21 protein-coding genes are annotated in these 23,984 nt (G+C 61.8%); 14 read left to right on the forward strand and 7 right to left on the reverse strand.

The genetic code is table 11. The annotated features are described in order from the left end of the window. Positions 1-190: 190 nt before the first annotated feature. Positions 191-2,335, reverse strand: a complete 2,145-nt coding sequence (dinG, locus tag BM154_RS04045; RefSeq protein WP_074881095.1) for an ATP-dependent DNA helicase DinG — start codon at positions 2,333-2,335, stop codon at positions 191-193. A gap of 221 nt (positions 2,336-2,556) precedes the next feature. On the opposite strand from dinG, the gene BM154_RS04050 reads away from it, so the two are divergent. Beyond that, the gene (locus tag BM154_RS04050; RefSeq protein ID WP_074881096.1) at positions 2,557-3,018 is read left to right on the forward strand and encodes a CopD family protein; all 462 of its coding nucleotides are present in this window, start codon (positions 2,557-2,559) and stop codon (positions 3,016-3,018) included. A gap of 34 nt (positions 3,019-3,052) precedes the next feature. Here BM154_RS04050 and BM154_RS04055 read toward each other — a convergent pair whose 3' ends face one another. From BM154_RS04055 to BM154_RS24635, 3 genes are all read right to left on the reverse strand, one after another. Further along, positions 3,053-3,817, reverse strand: a complete 765-nt coding sequence (locus BM154_RS04055) for a collagen-like triple helix repeat-containing protein (RefSeq protein WP_074881097.1) — start codon at positions 3,815-3,817, stop codon at positions 3,053-3,055. Continuing rightward, a complete protein-coding gene (locus tag BM154_RS04060) occupies positions 3,805-4,104 on the reverse strand; it encodes a DUF1145 domain-containing protein (RefSeq protein ID WP_074881098.1) in 300 nt (99 codons plus the stop codon). The genes BM154_RS04055 and BM154_RS04060 overlap by 13 nt, the downstream gene beginning before the upstream one ends. Before the next feature lie 153 nt (positions 4,105-4,257). Continuing rightward, complete coding sequence (locus BM154_RS24635; RefSeq protein WP_074881099.1) at positions 4,258-4,893, reverse strand: OmpA family protein; 636 nt, start codon at positions 4,891-4,893, stop codon at positions 4,258-4,260. 163 nt (positions 4,894-5,056) lie between these two features. Between BM154_RS24635 and BM154_RS04070 the strand changes: the two genes are divergently transcribed. The 3 genes from BM154_RS04070 (at position 5,057) to BM154_RS04080 (ending at position 7,885) form a co-directional block, all read left to right on the forward strand. Further along, positions 5,057-5,554: a DUF6231 family protein gene (locus BM154_RS04070; protein ID WP_074881100.1), complete on the forward strand. Its 498-nt coding sequence runs from the start codon at positions 5,057-5,059 to the stop codon at positions 5,552-5,554. 227 nt (positions 5,555-5,781) lie between these two features. Further along, a complete protein-coding gene (locus tag BM154_RS04075) occupies positions 5,782-7,068 on the forward strand; it encodes a site-specific integrase (RefSeq protein ID WP_074881101.1) in 1,287 nt (428 codons plus the stop codon). 298 nt (positions 7,069-7,366) lie between these two features. Further along, on the forward strand, positions 7,367-7,885 hold the full coding sequence (locus BM154_RS04080; RefSeq protein WP_074881102.1) for a hypothetical protein: 519 nt from the start codon (positions 7,367-7,369) through the stop codon (positions 7,883-7,885). 181 nt (positions 7,886-8,066) lie between these two features. Here BM154_RS04080 and BM154_RS04085 read toward each other — a convergent pair whose 3' ends face one another. Continuing rightward, entirely contained in the window at positions 8,067-8,624 is a 558-nt protein-coding gene (locus BM154_RS04085; RefSeq protein ID WP_074881103.1) for a hypothetical protein, read from the reverse strand. 329 nt (positions 8,625-8,953) lie between these two features. On the opposite strand from BM154_RS04085, the gene BM154_RS04090 reads away from it, so the two are divergent. After that, on the forward strand, positions 8,954-9,490 hold the full coding sequence (locus tag BM154_RS04090; RefSeq protein WP_074881104.1) for a hypothetical protein: 537 nt from the start codon (positions 8,954-8,956) through the stop codon (positions 9,488-9,490). A 75-nt stretch (positions 9,491-9,565) separates the two neighbouring features. On the opposite strand, the gene BM154_RS04095 is transcribed toward BM154_RS04090, so the two are convergent. Next, positions 9,566-11,611 (reverse strand): ATP-binding protein, encoded by a 2,046-nt coding sequence (locus BM154_RS04095; protein ID WP_074881105.1) that lies wholly within the window; start codon positions 11,609-11,611, stop codon positions 9,566-9,568. Between the two features lie 374 nt (positions 11,612-11,985). Here BM154_RS04095 and BM154_RS04100 point away from each other — a divergent pair, with 374 nt between their 5' ends. Then, entirely contained in the window at positions 11,986-12,468 is a 483-nt protein-coding gene (locus BM154_RS04100; protein WP_074881106.1) for a YchJ family protein, read from the forward strand. 9 nt (positions 12,469-12,477) lie between these two features. Here BM154_RS04100 and BM154_RS04105 read toward each other — a convergent pair whose 3' ends face one another. After that, positions 12,478-13,020 (reverse strand): hypothetical protein, encoded by a 543-nt coding sequence (locus BM154_RS04105; RefSeq protein ID WP_074882357.1) that lies wholly within the window; start codon positions 13,018-13,020, stop codon positions 12,478-12,480. Between the two features lie 214 nt (positions 13,021-13,234). On the opposite strand from BM154_RS04105, the gene BM154_RS04110 reads away from it, so the two are divergent. From BM154_RS04110 to BM154_RS04145, 8 genes are all read left to right on the forward strand, one after another. Beyond that, the gene (locus tag BM154_RS04110) at positions 13,235-13,732 is read left to right on the forward strand and encodes an LEA/WHy family protein (RefSeq protein ID WP_074881107.1); all 498 of its coding nucleotides are present in this window, start codon (positions 13,235-13,237) and stop codon (positions 13,730-13,732) included. A gap of 5 nt (positions 13,733-13,737) precedes the next feature. Then, positions 13,738-13,938 carry an SEC-C metal-binding domain-containing protein gene (locus BM154_RS04115; RefSeq protein ID WP_074881108.1) on the forward strand — a complete coding sequence of 67 codons (201 nt, stop codon included), beginning with the start codon at positions 13,738-13,740 and terminating at the stop codon, positions 13,936-13,938. Next, positions 13,928-14,380: a DUF2489 domain-containing protein gene (locus BM154_RS04120; RefSeq protein WP_074881109.1), complete on the forward strand. Its 453-nt coding sequence runs from the start codon at positions 13,928-13,930 to the stop codon at positions 14,378-14,380. The genes BM154_RS04115 and BM154_RS04120 overlap by 11 nt, the downstream gene beginning before the upstream one ends. 111 nt (positions 14,381-14,491) lie before the next feature. Further along, positions 14,492-17,023, forward strand: a complete 2,532-nt coding sequence (locus tag BM154_RS04125) for a penicillin acylase family protein (RefSeq protein ID WP_074881110.1) — start codon at positions 14,492-14,494, stop codon at positions 17,021-17,023. Positions 17,024-17,356: 333 nt separating this feature from the next. After that, the gene (locus BM154_RS04130; protein ID WP_139225380.1) at positions 17,357-18,622 is read left to right on the forward strand and encodes an NAD(P)/FAD-dependent oxidoreductase; all 1,266 of its coding nucleotides are present in this window, start codon (positions 17,357-17,359) and stop codon (positions 18,620-18,622) included. Next, positions 18,622-21,363 carry a nitrate reductase gene (locus BM154_RS04135; RefSeq protein ID WP_074882359.1) on the forward strand — a complete coding sequence of 914 codons (2,742 nt, stop codon included), beginning with the start codon at positions 18,622-18,624 and terminating at the stop codon, positions 21,361-21,363. The genes BM154_RS04130 and BM154_RS04135 overlap by 1 nt, the downstream gene beginning before the upstream one ends. 35 nt (positions 21,364-21,398) lie before the next feature. Next, the gene (cobA, locus tag BM154_RS04140; RefSeq protein WP_074881111.1) at positions 21,399-22,145 is read left to right on the forward strand and encodes a uroporphyrinogen-III C-methyltransferase; all 747 of its coding nucleotides are present in this window, start codon (positions 21,399-21,401) and stop codon (positions 22,143-22,145) included. A gap of 150 nt (positions 22,146-22,295) precedes the next feature. Next, positions 22,296-23,603 (forward strand): nitrate regulatory protein, encoded by a 1,308-nt coding sequence (locus tag BM154_RS04145; RefSeq protein WP_074881112.1) that lies wholly within the window; start codon positions 22,296-22,298, stop codon positions 23,601-23,603. Positions 23,604-23,984 lie beyond the last annotated feature (381 nt).

Genomic DNA, 23,984 nt, shown 5'->3' on the forward strand with positions numbered 1-23,984 from the left:
AGACCCCTTCTCCCCGCAACTCGACGACGAATATGAGTACCCGCGACAATCCCGTCACGAGCCTTTTGTCGCGCCTCAGCGCGCAGGCGCAATAGTGCGACAGATGGGGGCTCCACCGCAAAGCCCACATGTCCGATAAGGAACCGGAAGCGCCTTTTTGCCGGCCCTGGCCGGTAAAAAGGCAGGCCCCTCAGCCGATCTCCCGGCGAAATGGCGGCAGTGCGTTGAGAATCGCCTTGCCGTAGCGCTGGGTGACCACCCGCCGATCCAGCAGGGTGATGGTGCCGCGATCCTCTTCGGTGCGCAGCAGGCGCCCGCAGGCCTGCACCAGGCGCAGCGAGGCGTCGGGCACGGAGATTTCCATGAACGGGTTGCCGCCGCGTGCTTCGATCCATTCGGCCAGGGCGGCCTCGACCGGGTCGTCCGGCACCGCGAAGGGTATCTTGGCGATTACCACGTGCTCGCAGTAGGCGCCCGGCAGGTCGACACCCTCGGCGAAACTGGCCAGGCCGAACAGCACGCTTTCCTCGCCGCTGTCGACCCGCGCCTTGTGCTTGTTGAGGGTTTCCTGCTTGGACAGGTTGCCCTGGATGAACACACGCTTGCGCCAGTCCCGCTCCAGGCCGTCGAACACGTCCTGCATCTGCCGGCGCGAGGAGAACAGCACCAGGGTACCGCGCGAGCCCTGCACCAGGCCGGGCAGCTCGCGGATGATGGCAGCGGTGTGCTCGGCGGCATTGCGCGGGTCGGCCTTGAGATCCGGCACGCGCAGCAGGCCGGCATCGGCATGGTGGAACGGGCTCGGCACGACCGCGGTGGCTGCCACTTTGGGCAAGCCGGCGCGCATGCGGTAACGGTCGAAGGTGCCCAGTGCGGTGAGCGTCGCCGAGGTCACCAGGGCACCGTAGGCGACGTTCCACAGGTTGCGGCGCAAGGTCTCGGCCGCCAGGATCGGGCTGGCATTGACCTCGATATCAAACAGCGCACCACTTTCGGCCAGGGTGAGCCAGCGCGCCATGGGCGGGCTGTCCTCCGGATCTTCGCTGGTAAAGGCCAGCCACAGTTCCCAGGTGCCCTGGGCGCGCGCCAGCAGGCTGCCGAACAGCGGGTACCACTCCTCGGCCTGGTGGCTGGCGATGCCGATGCTGGTCTCGCCGTCCATGGCCTCCTTGAGCTTCTCGGTCACCCCGGTGAACAGGTCGGTGAGCTTGGAGAAGCCTTTCTTCAACTCCAGGCCCAGCTCGATCAGGTGCTCGGGCACCACCCCGCCGACGAAGCGGTGGCGTGGCCGCTCACGGCCTTCCATGTCTTCACCAGGCTTGAAGTCGGCCACCTGCTCGCAAGCGCTGAACATGAACTGCTGGTGGGTCTTGAGCTCGCGCGCCAACTCCGGCACCTGCTCGATCAGCCGGCCGAGATCGCCTGGCAGCGGGTGCTGGGCCAGCAGCTTGCTGAGGTTCTTGGCGATCTGCTCGAGCCAGTCGGCGGTGGAGCGCAGGCGGGTGAAGTGGGCGAAGTGGCCGATGGCCTTGTCCGGCAGGTGATGACCTTCGTCGAACACGTACAGGGTGTCGCGTGGGTCGGGCAGCACCGCACCGCCGCCCAGGGCGAGGTCGGCCAGCACCATGTCGTGGTTGGTGACGATCACGTCGACCTTGCCCATGCCTTCACGGGCCTTGTAGAAGGTGCACTGCCCAAAGTTCGGGCAATGGCGGCCGGTGCATTGGCTGTGGTCGGTGGTCAGCTGCGCCCAGCGGCTGTCTTCCAGCTCCTGGGGCCAGCTGTCGCGGTCGCCGTCCCATTTGTTGCCGGCCAGCTTCTCGATCATGGTGGTGAACAGCTTCTGGCCTTCCTCATCCACATCGATGCGAAAACCTTCCTCCTCGAACAGTTGCGCCGTGGAGCTCTGCGCCTGGCCCTCCTGCAGCAGCACGTCGAGCTTGGACAGGCACAGATAGCGACCGCGCCCCTTGGCCAGGGCGAAGCTGAAACTAAGGCCGCTGTTGCGCATCAGGTCGGGCAGATCCTTGTGCACGATCTGCTCCTGCAGCGCCACGGTGGCAGTGGCGAGCACCAGGCGCTTGCCGGCAGCCTTGGCAGTGGGAATGGCGGCCATGCAGTAGGCCACGGTCTTGCCGGTCCCGGTGCCGGCCTCGACGGCCACTACCGCAGGCTCGCCAAGCCGACGCCCTTCATCGTCGGTCTTGATGGTACCCAGGACCTTGGCCACCTCGGCAATCATCAGGCGCTGCCCATAGCGAGGCTTGAGGCCCTTGGATTCGAGAAAACGGGAGTAGGCGCCCTGAATCTGGGTCTTGAGTTCGGTGCTGAGCATTAAGGATCTGGCTGCGAAAAGGCTGGATATATTTTCAGTATTCGAAAACGGCCGCTATCATAACGCGCCTGTCGCCTGCGTGCTGGCTCGCTTGCCTGCTCCCGATGAAGAGCACGGTGCACGCCAGCGCCAGACCAGACTTCTGAAACCGATCACCGCACGTCGAGATCGACCTGCACGACGTTGCGCCGATGTGATCCGCTGGCTACCGGAGTACGTGAATGCCGCCCTATTCCCTCCTCTACACCCTGCACCTGCTCGCTGCGCTGATCTGGGTCGGCGGCATGTTCTTCGCGTGGATGGTCCTGCGCCCGGCCGCCGGCGCGCTGCAGGCGCCGGATCGCCTGAAGCTGTGGCTGGAGGTGTTTCGCCGCTTCTTCGTGTGGGTATGGATCGCCGTGGTGCTGTTGCCGATCAGCGGCATCGGCCTGCTGCACATGGGTTTCAGCGGTTTCGATGGCGCGCCGCGCTACGTGAACGTGATGATGGGCCTGTACCTGGCGATGCTGGCGCTGTTCCTGCGCATCCAGATGCTGCAGCTGCCGAACATGCGTCGTGCCGTGGAGGCGCAGGACTGGCCAGCGGCAGGCACCGTGCTGGGCGGCATCCGCCGCCTGGTCGCCTGCAACCTGCTGATGGGCATGGCGGTTGTGGCGATCGCCGCCGCACGCCCCAACTTCTAGGACCTCAGGGCCTGGGTCGCAGGCCCTACTCAAATCAGAAGCGCACCACGTCCAGGCGTCCTGCGCGGCCAGCGGCGCCGGGTTGACCGGGCAGGCCGGGACGGCCATCGAGACCTGCGCGGGTGCTGTAGATCCAGCAACCCTTGCTCGCTCCGCCGCTACCGGCGTTGCCAGCGGCACCTGGCGCGCCCCCGGCGCCCCCTTCCAGCCGCGTCTGCAAATGCTCGACAGGAAAGTCGCTGGGCACCTCCAGGCGAATCTGCCCGCCCGGCGCACCAGGGTGCCCGTCGGTGCCATTCTGGCCGTCATGGCCGGCGCTGGCCTGGCCCCAGGCGCAACCGCCGGCCTTGCCATCGGCACCATCCAGGCCAGCGTAGCCCGCTGCGCCACGACCGCCACGGGCATCGAGCAGCCAGGGCGCGGTGTTCACCGCCTGCATGCGAATCACCAAGGTACGCCCGGGCAGCGCGGCCTGTCGCGCGGTGCCCGGGGCGCCCGGCGCACTGATCTGCGCACCTGCGGCAATCTGCCCAGTACCGATATCCAGCAACAGGCGCTCGTTCGACGGTGCGATGGCGATCTGCGCATCGTGGCCCAGATACAACTCGCCGATGTGCACTTCACTGACCCCCACAGGAATCAGCAGCGTCCCGCTGTCCGCCACGGTGACGCGTTCCAGCTGCAGAACATTGCCCTGCACGGGCAGGCGGGTGAAGTGATGGGAGTCGACTTCGATAACGGCGGCAGCCACCGCCGCCAGCGGGCAGCACAGCGCCGCCAGAAGAATCAGCTTGCGCATGGGGCGGCCTCCTCGGCATTCATCGGAACGGCCTCGACCGCAGGCAACGACCAGACATGAAACATGCCGAACGCCAATACCTTGGCCCGCTCGATGGCCACCCGTGGCTGTGCGCGAAGCACGGATTTGAACAGCACCAGTTCGGCCAGATGCAGGCCCAGCACGGCAACGCCGGCGAGCGTCAGCAGGTGCGCGAACGGTTGTGCATAAGGGGAGATCAGATTGGCCAGCACCACGCACCAGAACAGTGTCGCCAGCAGCTTGCCTAGTCCTGCGATAATCTTCATTGCCCGCCCTACCCCACTTGTTATCGTGCGGCACATTACTGCGTTTATGGGCAGGGAAACAGAGGGTCAGAGCAAAAACGACGTCCATTGCGTGACATCGTGTTCCTGGCCGGCACGGGGCCGGCCAGGATGCTCACGAAGAGCGAGCCAGGCTTATGGCCGGGCTTCGACTTCGGCTTCTACGCGACGGTTGATCGCACGGCCTTCTTCGGTGGCGTTGTCGGCAACCGGGCGGCTTTCGCCATAACCGACTGCGTTGACGCGGGTACCGCCCACACCGTACTGATTGACCAGCACTTCACGCACGGCATTGGCACGGCGCTCGGACAGCTTCTGGTTGTAGGCGTCGGTACCGACCGAGTCGGTATGGCCTTCAACCACGGTAGTGGTTTGCGGATACTGCTTCATGAAGTCAGCCAGGCTCTGGATGTCGCCCATGCTCTCTGGCTTGACCTGCGACTTGTCGAAGTCGAACTTGACGTCCAGCTCGACACGTACGGCTTCGGCAGCCGGCTCGGGAACGACGGTTTCCTCGACCATTACGGTCTCTTCAACAACCGCCACTTCCTGCGCTTCGGCGCCGTGGACCCAGCAATAGGCAGCGGCGAAACCCGCGCCAATTACCGCACCGCCGCCTGCCCAGGCAGAGCTTTCGATGGCACCCAGAGCAGCACCGCTGACACCACCGACGGCAGCACAGGTCGGCCAGTCGGATTTCTGGACGCCGGCGCAGCCCGTCAGAAAGGTGGACGCAATGATCAGGGGTACCGCTTTCCTTGTAATACTCATATGCAAGTCTCCTAATGGGGATCGGCGCAAAAACCAGCACTCTGGATTAAAGACGCCCGCTTCAATGTCTGCCAGACAGCATTACGACATCACCCTGGCGCGAACAGTTCTAGTTGAATATGAGGATGCGCGGTAGTCTTTTGTGATCGTTTCGAGGTTTCTGATGAACCAGATCATATCCGCCCGCACGCCCCAGCAATCACTGGCCGCTCTACTACAGCGTTATGCGCCGGCACGGTTGCTGTTGGTCAGTGCCAGCGAACAACCAGCGGTAGATGCCTTCAAAAAGGCGCATCCGCAGAGCGTGGTGGCCCACGCCACCCCCGGTTACCTGCCAGAAGAGCTTGCCGGGCAACGTTTCGATCTCGCCGTGGTGGTCGACTGCCTCGAGCACTTGGAGCGGCGTGCAGGCCTGCAATTGCTCGGCGGCATCCGCAACCTCAATGCCAGCCGCATGGCCGTGCTCGTCGACCTGCCCGCCTGCGGCTGGAAGGACACCGACTTCTTCGCCCTGGCGCTGCACGTCAGCGAACGTTTCACGCGGGACGAGCAGGTTCTCAGCCTGTTCACCTATGACCTGCTCGAATACAAGCAGGCGCCCGACTGGCTGAACGCCAAGTTCTGGGCCAACCCAGAGAATTTTGGGAAGTACTGGTGGTAACCCGATGAATATCAAGGGCTTACCTCACCATGACTACCAGCGAAGCCATGCCCGAGCAGGGCCAAGTGTCACCAGCCAGTCACCAGTGCTGTCACCAGAAACGGCCTCAGCGCCTGTCCGTATGGCACTATCGCCGTAACGGCATCTACTACCTCAGAGTCCGTCCTCGGGGCTGTGCAACGCGCAGCTTCGCTGTTTCCCTCCGCACCACCGATAGGCCCACAGCAATGACGCTTTCCCAGGACATCCTTCAGGCCCTGGCTATCTTTCATCTTGATCGCCCTGAGGCAGACTGGCCGATTCTCAAGGAGCGCCTGCTGGAGATCGCACATGACGCCCTGAGCGGTGCAAACAGCGATGACTGCCTGTCGGCCTACGACATGATCTATGACGACCTGTCCGTATCACTCGCCCAGGCAGCAGCCAAAGCACCACTGAACGTCGATCAACACAGGGCCTTGGACATCGGGCGGGAGATCGTAAAGGCCGCACAAGCACGCCTGAAGGGCAACACTAAGCCCCTCATGGGAGTCATTGAACGCCTGGAGGGCCCGGAGCCAGGAGGCACCCTCCCCCACGTGTCCGCCTCCCTATCTGTAGGCGCCCCTACTGACCCAATCACCTTCGAGGCACTCGCTGAGCTGTTCATCAGTGAACGTCGCGGCAACGTCGAGGGCTCGACCCTACGGGCCATCCAATCGAACTGCCGGACTCTTTCCAGCCTGCTGGGTGACCTTGACATCAAATCCCACACAAGGGGTGACATGGTGGCGCTCAAGGAGAAGATCGCGGAGGGCCGTAAGCCACTGACCATCAACAAGCTACTTACTCAGCTCTCGACCGTAATGGATTGGGCAAAGAACAACGGCCATATTGAACGGGCCTTCGACAAGGGCCTGAAGATCGAGCGAGGCGCAGAGAGCGAGCGCAAACCGTTCTCCGAAGATCAGGTGGCTACCATCATGGCCTACGCCAATGGCCTGCCAGCAGACGACTGGAAACGCTGGGCGCTGTCCCTTGGCGTACTTACAGGCGCCCGCATTGGCGAGCTTTATCAGCTCACCCAGGCCGATGTGAAGCAGATTGGCGAGGTCACCGTGATCGACATCAACAAGGATGAACAGGGCAAGACGCTAAAGAATGATTTCTCGGTGCGACAGGTCCCACTCGTCGATGGAGTACACGGGTTCTCCCTCGGTGCATTCCTCGAATGGGTCGCCGGGGAGCCAGGGAAGCTGTTCAAGGCCAAGGCCCACTACTTCAACAAGCCGCTCAATGATGCGCTGCGCGAACCACTGGGTCTCGCCGCAGGTAGCGACCAGTCGTTCCACTCGCTCAGGCATTCTCTATCGGGGCTGCTGAAGGCCGCCGCGACGCCTGAAGTGATCGCACAGAGTATCACTGGACATAGCTCGGGCAACATTACCTACGATCTCTATGCCGGTTCTCAGCGGGTTCCGGTAGATACCCTGCATGCTGCGCTGCGCAATGCCTTTGAAGCGGTTATCCGATGAGCATCTGTGAGTTCATTGGCGTCCTAACCCTGGCAATCGTGATCTTCGCGTGCATGTTGGACACTGACTGGAAGCGCAGGCTACTGCGGCACCATGGGGAGAAGAAACGTAGTCCCTATTGAGAGTTTCACCTGAAGGCCGCCTCGTTCACTGAGGCAGCCTTTTTGTTAAATAACCCTGCGTTAATCAAAGGTGCAGATGCAAATCCTTGGTAGTTCTACGCCTTCCAGTAGGCGTCACGATAGATTGTGGGATAGGTTCATCTGGCCGGTCATGTGTACGTCTCAAGGAGAGATGAATGAGTTCTACAACTAAGGGGCCTATTCAGCGCGTTGGCTATGCGATGCTTTGGCCAATTCTTCTGGCATTCCCCGTTGCTCTATTAGCTGGTGGCATAGAACTAAAGGCTTTTATCGCTTTGGAAACGCTGTGGCTGTTTGTGGCGCTGTTTCTAATTCTTGGACCGGACAGCATCTCTGAGATCACCTTTTGGAAGGCGTCCATTAGACGAAGCGCTGAGTCAGCGGAGAAGGACGCAAAAGCTGCACACGAGGCTAAGGAGGAGGCAGAGCGAATCAGGAATAACCTCAGGGAGCTCGCTCGGCTGAATATTGAGAATACTTTCGTTCTAAACAGCTTGGTAGCCGGCCTGTTCCGGGACGCGGAAGGTAACCGGCAAAGTCACCCTTCGATGACTCTGATTGAAGAGAACCTAAATAAATTGACCCCCTTTGTCTCAAAAGATCCTCAACTGGTTGAGGCTTGGCAGGAGCGCATGCGCCACTTGATGCAACAGCCCTTTGAGTCGCCAAAGTAAGCGCCGCCTACTTAGCCGCTGACAACTGAGCCCCCAGCTACAGAACCGAAAACGGCTGCATGGGGATCCTCTCGGTCACCATCGACAAAACCGCCACCTACGTCTACAAGCTGTCGGACATCTTGGGACACATTAAAAGCTTGCAGCACTCTCTTCTCTTCAAAGGCTAACGAAAACTCATCTACTCGGAATCTTGGAGACGCTTCCGGTAGCCATCAGCCAAGTCGCTGAAGCGTGTTACATGCTCACAAAGCTCATTGTAATAAAACTCGAAGACATCCTTGTGCTCAATGTAGGCCGCCAGATCTCCAGACATCACAGCTGAAAAAGCTTCTGAGAGCTTTTTACTCGCATGAGAAAAAGAAGACTTGATTAGAAGTGCTGACTGCACGCTGTCATGGTCAGGCAACTCGTGCAGCGGGTAACTGGAAAACGCAGTCGCTAAACCTTCAAGCTCTGATGGTTGATAGGCGTACGGGAGCTCCTCTACGAAATCGGGCGACTCCATAGCACCAAGAACATTGAGTAGACTTTGCCCCGCGAAATTAGCCATTGCACCCAGCGCATCAAAAAGCTGAAGAGATCGCTCATGACGCTGCAAGCCAGCCTGTTTCAGGGCCTTGACGTGTTGTTGGTGTGGAAGATAGATGGCTATCGCCAATCCGATCAATCCACCAAAAGCTTGCATCCACCCAGCGGTCCCTGAATGAGCCTCGAACCACGAAATCAGCAAATCCATTGCGGAAAAGCTCCTCTACTGCCCAGTTAAAGTGCTGGTGATTAAAAAGCTTGTGCGTAAATAACAAGAACAGCAAAAACCCTCACTATAAGGATAGGGCCCCCTTAGGTTCCACTCCCTGCCTTCTCAAGGTTATTCTCGGTGATCTTCGGCTCCTATGTGGGCTGATCATCATCAATGACCAACCTCCGTCGCCCGTGGCTGGGCATACCTACCAACACTGCTCTTCCGATTGCTCCTCGTGCCTGCTGCCAGCCCCTCATGTCGTGGGTCTGTGTGCTGGCCGTGAGGAGCGTACGCGGGGAGCAACCGAAAGGAAATACGACATCATGGATATCGATATTAAGCACAAGCACGCAGGACAAGTCATTGTGATCGAAGGGCAGCCATACAAGGCAAGCGCAGCAGGTCAATGGAATCTGACGGAGATATGGCGCTCGTTGAAACTTGACCCTAAGAAGTCCCCCGGCCAGTGGCGAACCAAAGAGGCCAAGCGCCTCGAAGCTATGCAGAACTTGCACAGCTCCAACGGGGAGGCTTCCTGGGCAACAAAGCGAGCGACCATCGAGTATGCAGCGTGGGTCTCGCCAGAATTTAAGGACATGGTGTTCGAGGCATTCGAGGCCGTCCTTGAGAACCCGAAAGTCGCCTACGCCGTGGCGAAGGTCATGCAGGAATCAGGGCACCAGCATAGTGCAGCGATATTGGAGCGGATTCTTACCGAGAACCAAGAGCGGAACTGTATTCTTCGAAGTCTCGCCAAAAGCCGCACTCTGAGTCCAGCGCAAAAGGAGCGTCAGCGAATAAACCGCAGAATCAACGCTGAAGCCAGCAGACAGCGCAAAGCAGGCCGTGACTGGAATTAATATTTTGTGTCGCCACTTGATACTTTAACAAACCATTTCAAATGGCACTCAGGACATATATCAAACACCTGATCATTAGTTAGTTGGCAGACCAAGCTTATCAAAGAATGCTCGATTTCTTTCCCTTGCAGAGCTCACAACTCCATCGAAAGAGATCACTTCTATATATGCGTTAAAATTTGTATTGTATCCGAAGTAGCCAAGCCCATCTGCCGCTCGCGTTAGACCATGTATCCTGCACCGCATCTCAATCGAAGGAGTCAAGTCACAAAGGACATAGCAGAACCCAGGAATTCTGTCTGAGTTGGGAATCGGGCGACCTTTCGCGGTCAAAACCTTTCCATCTCTGATTCTCTGAAGGTATCCAAGGGACTGCTCAATAGGGTCCTTTTCTTCCCCCTGAGCAGCATCATTCCGCATAGGACGCTTGATTTCGACTATGGTCAGATTGGCAGGAGCGCCACGCGTACTTTCGGAAACAAGAAGTGGCTCGTCGAAAACATTAAGGATACAGATATCGGGCTCTTTGTGTTCGCCACAACCTGTTATCGGGAACGATGAGATCGGCTTGTCCGAAGCCAAAAAATCGTGAAAAGCCAATCTTTCATCAATGAGCCAAAGATTTAGACTATCGAAAGAAATCTCATCTGAGGTTTTTCTCATTGGCGCAATAAGCTCGTGTATTAAATCTTCCCGCGCATACTTACCATCATTACCTCGCTCTATCGCTTTTCCCAAGATATCGAGTATGACTTTCCGATGAAACACGTAACTTGCCAAGTCAGATTTCTTGATGTCATCTGCCTTCTCAAGATAGCTACTCAAACGAGCCTGATAATCCTTCGGGGACTGATTGCCGTCAAAGGCCATTACATCATGCCCTTCGGAAAGCATACTGCTCTCAATCTCCGCGAGCTGCCGATGAAGAAGCAGATCCAGCTCTTTATCAGAGATAGTCGGGTCAATGGTGAGCCTGGACTCATCAATGTGTCTCAGGATAGGCCTGTAGCGAGGTGCTCGTTGCGCAACAAATTTCTCCACACGGTCCTTACCGGCCCTCTTGTTTTCCTCAAGGTATTTTTCGAGATAGGAGCCTGATGAAGCCAAAACAGCGCTTCGTATGTCGCTAAGACTCACAGATAAAGATGCGAACAGTTCGCCAGCTGCCTCTTCGATATCGAAACCGATACGTTCTGGCCGAACATTCTCATCGAGAAACGAGGATGTCACATAGCAGGCATAAACGAAGTCGCCATCTGAGTCCGTGATCTTGCCGTGCAGGCCGCTAATTTTCCCAGCTATAGACTCTTGCTCTACAACTCGACTTGCCGCACACCATGCAATAAATGGAGATTTTGAACTACTTGCCTTGAGCTTTAGATGAGTAATCTCAAAGCTCTTCCCTTTGACCTCAATTTGATCTCTTTGGGATGAAGAGTGCATATACTCCTCAAACACAGCATCAAGGCCCAGTCTTTCGCCATCATCCACAATTGTAATTCTTGGTGCACCGCCGTCACGAACAAAATACCAAAGACAGTGTTCAAATAAACTATTGGCAATAGTTCTGGCGTTTTTCGGGGCTCGTTCTCGGTAAGAGCTCCGGAACCCTGAGAGGTGAACGCAGGTTTTTGGCTTGTGAGGCGCTGGGGCACTGAAACTCATGTCAGCAACCCCACGTGAGGCAGTAAAAGTAAAGGTGCGCGCCTTCCAAACATCGCCCCCATCTTTGTATGTGCTACTCACATTAACGCCTTCAAAGGCCTTTAACCATAGAAGACGCCCAACACCTCTGCACCCCTGCGAGGCTTTGTATTCACTGTCGAGTGTCTCGAAGGACTCCATGTTCTTATCATGGAATCCCACACCATTATCGGTGACCTTGAAGCCAATAATGGGCTCTTGAGGAGGAGCGCCACGCTTCGCTTTATCGTCTAAATGCAAACTGCTTTGCGGAGCACGAATGATCTCGATAGTGATCTCGCCGCAGTCGAAGTCAGGGTTGGATTCGGCAATCGCGTGGATTGAGTTGACGACCGCTTCAAAGAGGGGCATCAGACCATGACTATATGGGAGCGGTGTGTTTCTGAGCCGTCCTGGCAAATGCGTGCTTACGCTCATTCCACTCTCCTTATGCGCGGTCTAAAGCGCCTGAACTCAAGAAAATCGATGCTCACCGACAATTTACGTCGAGGCACTCATTGCACCGTAGTCTATCGGCGGCGCCAGAAAATGGGACAAAAATTCGTGTGCTCATACCATCAAAGGAGCACGTTCCGATTCCCCCCTCAGCCACCCTCGCATCCATACGACAAGGCTCTTCAGGTGGAGCTTTTAGCGACCTTGTAGGCTCGCCATCTGTCACCAACGCTGTCACCATCGCGTCACCAGAACAGCTTGAGGTCCCCTATGAAGCCCGCTACGCTTGGCCTGTCACCAGCCTCCTCCCAGTTCTGGGCCAACCCGGAAAATTTCGGCAAATACTGGTGGTAAGCATGACACCTGACGCGATCCCAAGCGGTTGCCCGTGCGGTAGCGGCGATTCGCTCGCCGACTGTTGCGGGCGCTATCACGACGGTGCAGCCGCCCCCTGCGCGTTGAGCCTGATGCGCTCGCGCTACAGCGCCTACGTGCTGGGCAATGTCGATTACCTGCAGGCAACCTCATTGCCGGCGCAGCAGGCGAAACTGGACATGGAAAGTATTCGGGCCTGGAGCCTGCAGAGCACCTGGCTGGGCCTGGAGGTCGAGCACTCGGAGTTACTCGGCGGCCAGCCCGAGCACGCCCGGGTCACCTTCGTGGCCCGCTGGCACGACGCCGATGGCGAGCACAGTCACCGCGAGCGCTCGGCGTTCGTACAGAGCGGGGGCCGCTGGTATTTCATCGATCCCACCGTGGGTTTGCAGGCGGGCCGCAATGATCCCTGCCCGTGCGCCAGCGGACAGAAGTTCAAGAAGTGCTGCGCGGCCTATCTGTAGAAGCGCCTCTCAGAGCAGTTTGAGGTGCGAGGTATCCGGGGCCGGCGCTGCAGGCGCGGCCTTGGCCTGGCCCATGTCGCTGCCCACCGGCGCCAGGCTGAACGAAGACAGATCCAGCGCCGGAACGGCCACCTCGGCCTTGCCATCCTGCAGATCCGCCCCCAGCGCGGCGACACCGAAATCCGGTGCATCCACATTGGTGAACGCCGCCATGTATTCATCCCGTGGGGCGACCACCAGACGCCCAGCCGGCGCTACCGCAACCTCGATGGCAGGCGCCGCAGCAGGTGGCGACGCCAGCTCGATATCCTCGATGACCTGCGGCTCGGTATCCACCACCTCGACCCGCGCACCGGCGCGCTCCAGGGTGCTGCGGTACTTCTCTGCCGCTACCTCGTCCAGATTGTTCTTGATCACCACACGGCGTCCGGAAAACAGCTGGGCGATGCGCTGCGCATCGGCCTGGAACAGCTTGGCCAGGTTGGCCTGCACCACCTCCAGCTGGGCACCGGGCACCAACTCACCGGAAAATGCGATCTCGTATCGCGCCATCATCACGTTCCTTCCTGTCGGCGCCACGGCGCCATTTTCGCCGCGGCAATAAAAGCTAAATGCCCGCACGCCAGTATGACGCAGCTTTTTGCACACACACGAGAGTCGGTCGGCATTTTCCCTATGCCAGCGCCAGCGACTGCAACGAAATGACGACAGGCCTAGGGCACAAAAGGCGTCTCTTGTTACACTGAGGCCTCGAACGGAGTATGAAATGTTTTATCAGGCGCAAATGATAAGAATTCTTAGCCTAATGGTATTCCTGGGTATGGGCACGGCCCTCAGCGGCTGCTCGACCTGGTTCTCGAACAGCTTCGAAGACCCGGACGTGCGCCTCGTGGACGTCAACGTGGTCAAGGCCAAGTTGCTCGAGCAGCGCTTCATCCTGCGCTTTCGCATCGATAATCCCAACGACGTCAGCCTGCCGGTACGCGGCCTCAACTACGTGGTGCACCTGAACGACGTGCTGCTCGCCGATGGCGAGTCGGAAGTCTGGTTCACCGTGCCGGCCAACGGCCATCTGGAATTCGACGTGCCGGTGCGCACCAACCTGTGGCGCCACGTACGCCAGGTGGTCAAGCTGCTGGAAAACCCCGATGAGCCCATCCGCTATCGCCTGCGGGGCGAGGTGAAAACCGGATTATTCTTCGGTCGCCGCGTGCACATGGCGCGCAATGGCGAGATAATTCCCGGCGATTATCTTCCGGAGTGACCCGCATGACCCAGCAACCCCATGTTCACGGCCCTGACTGCAACCACGATCACGAGCATGATCATGGCCACCACGGCCATGTGCACGGCCCGCACTGCAATCACGCGCCTCAGGAGCCGGTACGCAACTCCTTGAAGGACGTCGGCCGCAACGATCCCTGCCCGTGCGGCAGCGACAAGAAATTCAAGAAGTGCCATGGGGCCTGATCAGCTTCTGATCCTGCTTGCGGTACTGATCGTCGGCGCACTCGCCCTCTACGCTGCTTATCTCTGGCGCCAGGTCTGGGCCGGGCAGCGTCAGCAGGCCGAAGTGCGCCTCGCGCAACGCCAGCGCCTGCACGATGATCTTCGTGTGTTGGCCAGTTCCCTGCTCGACGGCCAACTGCCACTGATCGAAGGCGCCATCCGCATCAAGGTACTGCTCGACAACTACGACAGCCAGTTGAGCCTTGCGCCCCAGGCCAAGGTGTTCCAGCAGCTATACGACGCCACTTCCCATGTGCCGACCCATGCCGCCTGGCAGGCCCTGAGCCGCGGCGAACGCCGCCAGCACGAAGCGCGCTTCACCGAGCTGAGCGAGGCCCATCAGCAACAGGCCCACGAGGCGGCGCGCTGGTTGCTCGACGAGGGATTGGCCGCCCGGCCATAACCCCACGTCGAATCGGCCCTCGCGCCACTTGCCAGGCGTCATGGCGCTCTCTACCTTTAGCGCCATTCCAGCCCGCCCACCATCCTTATCAATTCTCCAGGAGTCCGCCGCATGCTGCCGCGCGCTTTCCGCCCTCTCGCCACCCTGAGCCTCGCCGGCGTCGTCACCGGCATGGTTGCGCTGAGCGGTTGCCAATCCCTGCTCGACAGCCGTTACCGCAGCAGCGTGGCGCCGGATCAGGGCTCCTTTCACGTGCAGGGCCTGGCGCAAACCGCTTCGGTGCGTCGCAACCCGCTTGGCATGCCGCTGATCGAGACCCATACCTTCCACGACGCACTGTTTACCCTAGGCTACGTGCACGCCAGCGACCGCATCAGCCAGATGGTCAGCCTGCGCCTGATGGCCGAAGGCCGCCTGGCGGAAATGGCTGGCCCCGGTGTGCTGGAGATGGACCGTTTCATGCGCGCGGTGAACCTCAAGAAGAGCGCCGAGGTGCTCTACAAGAACGCCTCGCCACGCATGAAGGCGTTCTTCGAGGTGTACGCCCGGGGCGTCAACGCCTACCTGTTCCGCTACCGCGACAAGCTGCCGATGGACCTGGCCGAGGCTGGTTATCGCCCGCCGTACTGGAAGCCGGAAGACTCGGTGCTGGTGTTCTGCCTGCTCAACTTCGGCCTGTCGGTGAACCTGCAGGAAGAGATCGCCGCGCTGAGCCTGACCCAGAAGGTCGGCGCCGACAAACTCGCCTGGCTGCTGCCTACCTACCCGGACGAGCCGCTGCCGTTCGAGGAAGCCGACAAGCTCAAGGGCTTGGCCCTGGGCGGCGCCATCCCCGGTCTGCAGGCGGTGAACAGCGCCGCGGCGCAGGTGTCCGAGCAGCACATGCTTGGCGTCGCCGCCTCGAACAACTGGGCCATCGGCCCGTCGCGCAGCCGCAGCGGCAAGAGCCTGCTGGCCAACGACATGCACCTGCCGATCGAGCTGCCTTCGGTGTGGAGCTTCGTGCAGATCCGCGCACCGAAATTCCAGGCTTCCGGGGTGACGGTCGCGGGCATCCCCGCGGTGGTCGCCGGCTTCAACGGCAAGCTGGCCTGGGGCATGAGCATGGTCATGGGCGACAACCAGGACCTGTTCCTCGAGCAGGTCAAGCGTGAAGGCAATCGTCTGCTGTATCTCGCCGATGGCAAATGGCAGCCGGCCCTGCAGCGCCAGGAGACCTTCTTCATCAAGGGCCAGAAACCGATCCGCGAGACGATTTACGAAACCCGCCACGGCCCGCTGCTCAACAGCGTGCTGGGCGAGCGCAAGCACCCTCTGCAGCCACTGCAATTGCAGAGCGGCTATGGCCTGGCACTGAAGACTGCACAGTTCGAGGAAGACGCCAGTCTCGACGCCTTCTTCAATCTGTCGCGGGCCCAATCCGTGGAGCAGGCCTTCGAGGCGACCCGGGAAATCCGCGCCATGCCGCTGAACCTGGTGTTCGCCGACGCCAGCAACATCGGCTGGCAGGTCACCGGGCGCTTCCCCAATCGCCGTGAAGGCCAGGGCCTGGTGCCCTCGCCTGGCTGGGACAGCCGCTACGAGTGGGACGGCTTCGCCGACCCGATGCTCCACCCCTACGACCAGGACCCGCAGCAGGGTTGGCTGGGCAGCGCCAATCAGCGCAGCGTGCCGCGTGGCTACGGCATGCAGCTGTCCAACTCCTGGTATGCGCCGGAGCGCTACGAGCGTATCGCCCAGCTGGCTGGCAGCGGCCGTCACGACACGCCAAGCATGATCGCCATGCAATACGACCAGACCTCGCCCTTCGTGGCCAAGCTGCAGGGCATGTTCGAAGCGCAGAACATGGCCGGCCCGCTGCGTCAGGCCATCGACCGCCTGCCCGAGCCGCAGCGCGCCAAGGCCCGCGAAGCCCTGAGCCGGCTGATGGCCTTCGACGGCAAGCTATCCGCCACCTCGGCAGACGCCGCCGTGTACGGCGCCTTCCTGCAGCAGAGCGCCCGGGAGATCTTCCTCGACGAGTTAGGCCCGGACACCTCGCCCGCCTGGCAAGCTCTGGTCAACACCGCCAATCTGTCCTACTCGGCGCAGGCCGATCACCTGCTCGGCCGCGACGACAGCCCGTTCTGGGACGACGTGCGCACCAGCCAGAAGGAAGACAAACCGGCGATCCTGGCGCGCAGCCTGGCGGCCAGCATCGAGTTGCTCGAGCAACGCCTGGGCAACGAGCGCACGGCGTGGAAGTGGGGTAAGTTGCACAGCTACGAATGGCGCAGCGCGAGCACGCAGATGGCGCCGCACCTCGGCGCCGGCCAGCGCGCCAGCATTGCTTCGCTCAAGGGCTACCTGGATCGTGGCCCCTACCCGGCCGGGGGTGACCACAGCACCCTGAACGTCTCGGCCTACAACTGGGGGCAGGACTTCGATACCTGGCTGATCCCGAGCATGCGCATGATCGTCGACTTCGGCCGCGAAGAACCGATGATCGGCCTGAACAGCTCCGGGCAGTCCGGCAACCCGGCCAGCCCCCATTACGCCGACGGCATCGACGCCTGGCGCCGCGCCCAGTACGTCAGCTTCCCGGTGCTGCAACAGAACCTGGAGAAGACCTACGGGCGCAAACGCCTGCTGCTGACGCCTTGAGGCACCAGGCTGGTGCCGGGCGCACCAGCTCAGGGCAATAAAAAACGCACGCAAGCCGCGTCAGCCATGAGCCGATAGCGGCGTTCACTCACTGGCGCCGCCGCGGTATGGCGCGGCGGCGCTCACGAAGCGTGATCTTTACCGGCCAGGCGGCATATCCATGGCCTGATTGGCACAGTCCCTGCTCATGTCCTTGCAGACATCGAGCACGCCGGCAGACGGCAGGCTCCCCGAAACGAATCGGGATCGGACAAAGGCGTCCTTGCACTCACGGTGCAGGACGCCTTTTTTTCGCCCCCGCGTTGACCCGGGTTAGCTCAACGGAGGTCGCGGATGAAACGCTTGAAACTGGTGATGATCGGCAACGGCATGGCCGGCGTACGCACGCTCGAAGAGCTGCTGAAGATCGCCCCGGATCTCTACGACATCACCGTGTTCGGCGCCGAACCGCACCCCAACTACAATCGCATCCTGCTCTCGCCGGTACTGGCCGGTGAGCAGACCTTCGACGACATCGTGCTCAACGACCTCGCCTGGTATGCCGATCACGGCATCGAGCTGCGCCTGGGTCGCAAGGTGCTGGAGATCGACCGCATCCGCCGCCAGGTGATCGCCGATGACGGCAGCCGCGCCGCGTACGACCGCCTGCTGATCGCCACCGGCTCGCGGCCGTTCATGCTGCCGATCCCCGGCAACACGCTGGACGGCGTAATCGGCTACCGCGACATCGCCGACACCCGCCTGATGCTCGACAGCGCCACCCGGCACCGCCGCGCGGTGGTGATCGGCGGCGGCCTGCTGGGCCTGGAAGCCGCCCACGGCCTGAAGCTGCGCGGCATGGACGTCAGCGTGGTGCACAATGGCGCCACCCTGCTGGAGCGCCAGCTTGATGCCCGCGCCGGGCGCCTGCTGCAGAGCGCCCTGGAGCACCGCGGCCTGTACTTCGCCCTCGGCAAACAGACGGAGGAATTGCTGGGCACCGAGAACGGCCGAGTCAGCGCGGTACGCTTCAGCGATGGCGAACAACTGCCGGCCGACCTGGTGGTGATGGCCGCCGGCATTCGCCCCAATATCGAGCTGGCCCAGAACGCCGGCCTGCCCTGCGCCCGCGGCATTCTGGTCAACGACACCCTGCAGAGCTTCGACCCACGGGTGTATGCGGTGGGTGAATGCGTCAGCCACCGTGGCGTCGCCTATGGCCTGGTGGCGCCGCTGTTCGAGCAGGCCCGCGTGTGCGCCAGCCATCTGGCCATGCAGGGCTTTCGCCGCTACCTCGGCTCGTTGACCTCGACCAAGCTCAAGGTCACCGGCATCGAGTTGTTTTCCGCAGGCGATTTCGCAGGTCACCCGGGCACCCAGAGCATCACCCTGGACGATCCAACCACCGGCAGCTACCGCAAGCTGGTGCTCAAAAACGATGTGCTGGTCGGCGCCTGCCTGTACGGCGACACCGCTGACGCTGCCTGGTACCTGCAGCTGATCCGCGAAGGCCGTAACGTGGCGGATATCCGCGACCTGCTGATGTTCGGCGAGGAGGCTTTGGCCAGTCCGACACCGGCCATGCCTGCCGAACCGCCGCTCCTGCAGGGGGCCGCCTGATGAACGACTGCGCCACGCAGACCACCGCCTCGACCTGCTGCTACTGCGGGGTCGGCTGCGGCGTGCTGATCGAGCATGATGGCAAGCGCATCCTCGGCGTCAGCGGCGACCCGGCGCACCCGGCCAATTTCGGCAAGCTGTGCAGCAAAGGTGCCTCGCTGCACCTGACCGGCGACCTCGCCGCCCGCGCCCTGTACCCGGAACTGCGCCTGGGCAAGGGCCTTGGCCGCACCCGCACGGATTGGGACAGCGCTCTGGATCACGCCGCCGAGGTATTCGCCGAGACCATCCGCGAGCATGGCCCGGACAGCGTCGCCTTCTACATTTCCGGGCAGTTGCTGACCGAGGATTACTACGCCTTCAACAAGCTGGCCCGTGCCCTGGTCGGCACCAACAATATCGACAGCAATTCACGCCTGTGCATGTCCTCGGCCGTGGTCGGCTACAAGCGCAGCCTGGGTGCCGACGCGCCGCCCTGCTCCTACGAGGACATCGAAGAGGCCGACACCCTGCTGATCATCGGCAGCAACATGGCCTACGCCCACCCGATCCTGTTTCGGCGCCTGGAAGCCGCCAAGACCGACAATCCAGAGATGAAGGTGATCGTCGTCGACCCGCGGCGCACCGACACCTGCGAGCTGGCTGATCTGCACCTGGCCATCAGCCCTGGCAGCGATGTGGCGCTCCTGCACGGCGTGCTGCACCTACTAATGGAACAGAGGCGGATCGACCATGCTTTTATCGAGGTGCACACCGAGGGCTTCGACGCCTTGCAAAGCCTGGTTGCGGATTATCCACCAGAGCGCGTGGCCGAGCTGTGCGCGATCAGCGAGGCCGACCTGCGCCGCTGCGCCGACTGGATTGGCCGCTCGCCACGTTTTCTGTCGCTGTGGTGCATGGGCGTCAACCAGTCCACCGCCGGCACCGCCAAGAACGCGGCGATCATCAATCTGCACCTGGCCACCGGGCAGATCGGCAAGCCGGGTAGCGGCCCGTTCTCGCTGACCGGCCAGCCCAACGCCATGGGCGGGCGGGAAACCGGCAGCCTGAGCAACCTGCTGCCCGGCCATCGCGAGGTCGCCAACCCGGAGCATCGCGCCGAAGTCGCGGCCTACTGGGGCGTCGACCAGTTGCCCGATGCGCCGGGGCTTAGCGCGATCGAGCTGTTCGAGGCAGTCGGCAGCGGCAAGATCAAGGCGCTATGGATAGCCTGCACCAACCCGGCTCAATCGATGCCCGACCAGCACAAGGTTCATCAGGCGCTGCGCGACTGCCCATTCGTGGTGGTGCAGGAAGCGTTCTCTACCACCGAAACCTGCCGCTTCGCCGACCTGCTGCTGCCCGCTGCCAGCTGGGGCGAGAAGGAAGGCACGGTGACCAACTCCGAGCGCCGCATCAGCCGCGTGCGCCGTGCCGTGCCGGCACCTGGCGAAGCGCGGGCGGATTGGTCGATCACCTGCGACTTCGCCCGTCGCCTGGAAGCCAGGTTGCCCGGCGTGCCAGCCGGCCTTTTCGCCTTCACCAATCCCGAGCAACTGTTCGAGGAATACAAGGTACTGACCCGCCGGCGCGACCTGGATCTGAGTGGGCTCGGCTATGGACTGCTGGAGGCCCGCGGCCCGCAGCAGTGGCCGTTTCCCGTGGGCGCCGAGCACGGTACACCGCGCCTCTACGCTGATGGCCACTTCCCGAGCGCCAACGGCCGCGCACGCTTTATCGCCGAGGCGTACCAGCCACCCCGGGAGCAACGCGACGAGCATTATCCGCTGACGCTCAATACCGGACGGTTGCGTGACCAATGGCACGGCATGAGCCGCACCGGCACCGCGGCGCGGCTGTTCGCCCATGCCGAAGAGCCCGTGCTCGGCCTGCATCCGCAGGACATCGCCCAACGCCAGTTGGAGAACGGCAGCCTGGTCGAAGTACGCAGCCGGCGCGGTGCGCTGGTGGTGCGCATGCAGACCGATGCCAGCCTACAACCGGGCCAGGCCTTCCTGCCCATGCACTGGGGCGACCGTTTTCTCAAGGGTCTGGGCATCAATGCCCTGACCTTGCCGGCGTTCGATGGGCTGTCCAAACAACCCGAGCTCAAGCACGCCGGTATCGAGGTGCGGGCCATCGACCTGCCCTGGGCCTTCCATGCGCTGATCGAAGGCGAGGTGCAGCAGCGCCTGCAGGCCCTGCGGCCGCTGTGCGACAGCTTCGCTTATGCCAGCTTCGCCCTGGTCGGCCGCGAGACACCGGCCCTGATGATGCGCGCCGCCCACCATCACGCCCCCGCCGCGGGCCTGCTCGACCTGCTGTACGAACACCTGGGCCTCGGCGACGGGCCGGTGATGCACTACGACGACCCGCGCGACAGACAGGGCGGCATGCCCATCCACAAACGCGTGCGCATCGAGGATGGCCGCCTCACCGGTTTTGCCCTGAGTGGCGAAACCTGTGCGCGCAACTGGCTGCGTGAACTCTGGCAGAACCAGACCTCGCTGGATGACGACAGCGGCCGCGCCTTGCGCCGCTGGCTACTGGCGCCCGTGGAAAGCCCACCCGGCGAAACTCGCGCAAGCACTGGCAAAACCTTGTGCACCTGCATGAACGTCAGCGAAAACGCCGTGCGCGACGGCATCCAGCGCGGCTGCAACCTGAATGCGCTCAAACAGAATCTCGGTTGCGGTACTCAATGCGGCTCCTGCGTACCGGAAATCAAGCGCCTGCTGGCACTACAGACCATCGAAGCCTGACGCAGATCAGGTCGACCAGAAAGAGGAATACCGCGATGAACCCAAGCGTATGGCTGATCGGCGCCGGCCCCGGCGACCCGGAACTGTTGACCCTCAAGGCGGTGCGCGCCCTCGGCCTGGCCGACGTGGTACTGATCGATGATCTGGTCAACCCGCAGGTGCTGGAGCACTGCCCGGCCGCCCGGGTGATCCGCGTCGGCAAGCGCGGCGGCTGCCGCTCGACACCTCAGGCGTTCATCCACCGCCTGATGCTGCGCTACGCCCGCCAGGGCAAGGTGGTGGCGCGCCTCAAAGGCGGCGACCCGTGCATTTTTGGCCGCGGCGGCGAAGAAGCCGACTGGCTGGCAGCCCGCGGCGTGCAGTGCGAGATCGTCAATGGCATCACCGCCGGCCTGGCGGCGGCGACGCGCTGCGGCATCTCGCTGACCCTGCGCGGCGTGGCCCGCGGGGTGACGCTGGTCACCGCCCATACCCAGGACGGCAGCTCGCCGAACTGGCAAGCGCTGGCCCAGGGCGGCACAACGCTGGTAGTGTACATGGGCATCGCTACCCTGGCTGATACCCGCCAACACCTGCTCAATGCCGGCATGGCGGCAGACACCGCAGTGGCGATGATCGAGAACGCCTCGCTGCCCGATCAGCGCGAATGCCGCAGCACGCTGCGGGCGATGGCCGACGACGCTCAGGCCTTTCAGCTGAAAAGCCCAGCCATTTTGGTGATCGGCGACGTGGTTGGCGCAGCCATTCTGGCAGCCGAACAGCTGCAGTTGCATAGCGCCTGAAGTGAGTACAGCGACGGCATGCCGGCACCCAGAAGGTGGCTGAAAGCACGTCGTAGAGCCCCACTGCCTGCCCGATAGACTGCGCCCCAGCGAAACTGGACTGCTATTTGCACCGTTCTGGTTCAATACTGCGACCCACAAGACGTTCCCATGCCTGATCACAAGATGCCCGCCACCCTGCGTTTCATGCTCGCCGCCCGCCGCTGCGAGCTGCAGGGCCTGGAAAGCCTGTCCGTCACCTGTGAACTGGTTACCCGGATCAGCCTGCTGGTGCACCAGTTGCAGAAGGAACGGGGCTACTCGAACGTCTATCTGGGCAACCAGACGGACCACTTTCTGCACCAACTTGATGCCCACAGCGCAGACTGCGCCGTCGTGGAGCGCGAGGTGCATGGTTTTTTTCTGTCCATGGACACCGCCCAGGCCAACTCCGCCGACCGCGCACGCCTGTTCAACCGCATCGCCTACGTGCTGCACGGCTTCGACGAACTGCCTGGGCTACGCCGGCGCATCCGTGAACGGCAATTGTCGCCACGCCAGGCGACCCAGGCCTTTACCCGCCTCATCGGCGGGCTGCTGGCGGTGGTCTTCGAAGCAGCTGATACCGCCGTAGATCCGGGTATCACTCGGGTGCTGGTGGCGCTGTTCAACTTCATGCAGGGCAAGGAGCTCGCCGGCCAGGAGCGTGCGGTCGGCGTCGAAGGTTTTTCTCGCGGTTACTTCGATGACGAGCTGCAAGCGCGGCTGCTGCACCTGCAGGACGGCCAGGAGCGCTGCTTCGATATCTTCGGCGAATTCGCCGACACCGAGGCCAATGCACTGTGGCAACAAATCCTCAGCACCGATACCGTTGCCCAGGTGATCAGCCTGCGCGGCGTCGCCCAGCGCACCTCGGCCGAGGCGAAGGTAGATCCGGGTTTGTGCGAACCGTGGTTCGAACTCAACACCAAGCGCATCGACGCCATGAAGCAGGTCGAAAGCCACCTGACCCAATGCCTGCTCGAACGCTGCCGGCGCAGCATCGCCGAAGCCCATGCCGACCTGGACAACCACCGCGCCCTGCTCGGCCGAGTGGCACAAATGGATGCCGGCAGCGACCAGGCGCTGCTGTTCAGCGTGCACAGCAGCACCCTCGATTCCCCGCCCCAGGATGCCGTGGGCAATCATCTGGCCCGCTCGGTACTGGATCTTCTCCATGAGCAGAACCAGCGCCTGCAGCAGGTCAGTGACGAGCTGCAGGAAACCCGCGAAACGCTCAACGAGCGCAAGCTGATCGAGCGGGCCAAGAAGCTGCTGATGAACGACTACGGCCTGAGCGAAGACGCGGCCTATACGCGCCTGCGCCAATCGGCCATGGAGCGCAGCATGCGCCTGGTCGACGTCGCCCAGAGCCTGCTCACCTTCGCCGCGCGCAAGGCCCAGGAAAAGCCACGAACCGACAAGGCCCGGCGCGGCTGAGAAAAGTGCGCTTGCTGCCGACCGCCACTCGCCAGCCCGCTTGGGATCTGTTCACGATCACTCGGCGTAAGGCATCCGCAATGGCGCAATGTGGCGAAAGCGGCCGTCGGGCGCTTTCGCTTTTGATGTTCCTCACGCTACAAAATTAGCAGGCGACACCAATTCGCCCCTTCAGAAGGCCGAGCGCAATCGTTGCGGAGAGGGCCGGGCGGGTAGCCTTGAGCGACATGGATGTCGCGAGAGCCGCGATGGGCCATGGATGGCCCTTCGTGGGGGGCCGCCTAGGTCGGGCCCTCGGAGCAACGATGTAGCGAGGGAACCCCGGCGAAGCCGGGGCCGTATGCCGGGGCTAGACCTTTTGGTTTCTTTTGGCGGGGCCGG

This window comes from Phytopseudomonas argentinensis (assembly GCF_900113905.1).
Classification (GTDB): domain Bacteria; phylum Pseudomonadota; class Gammaproteobacteria; order Pseudomonadales; family Pseudomonadaceae; genus Aquipseudomonas; species Aquipseudomonas argentinensis.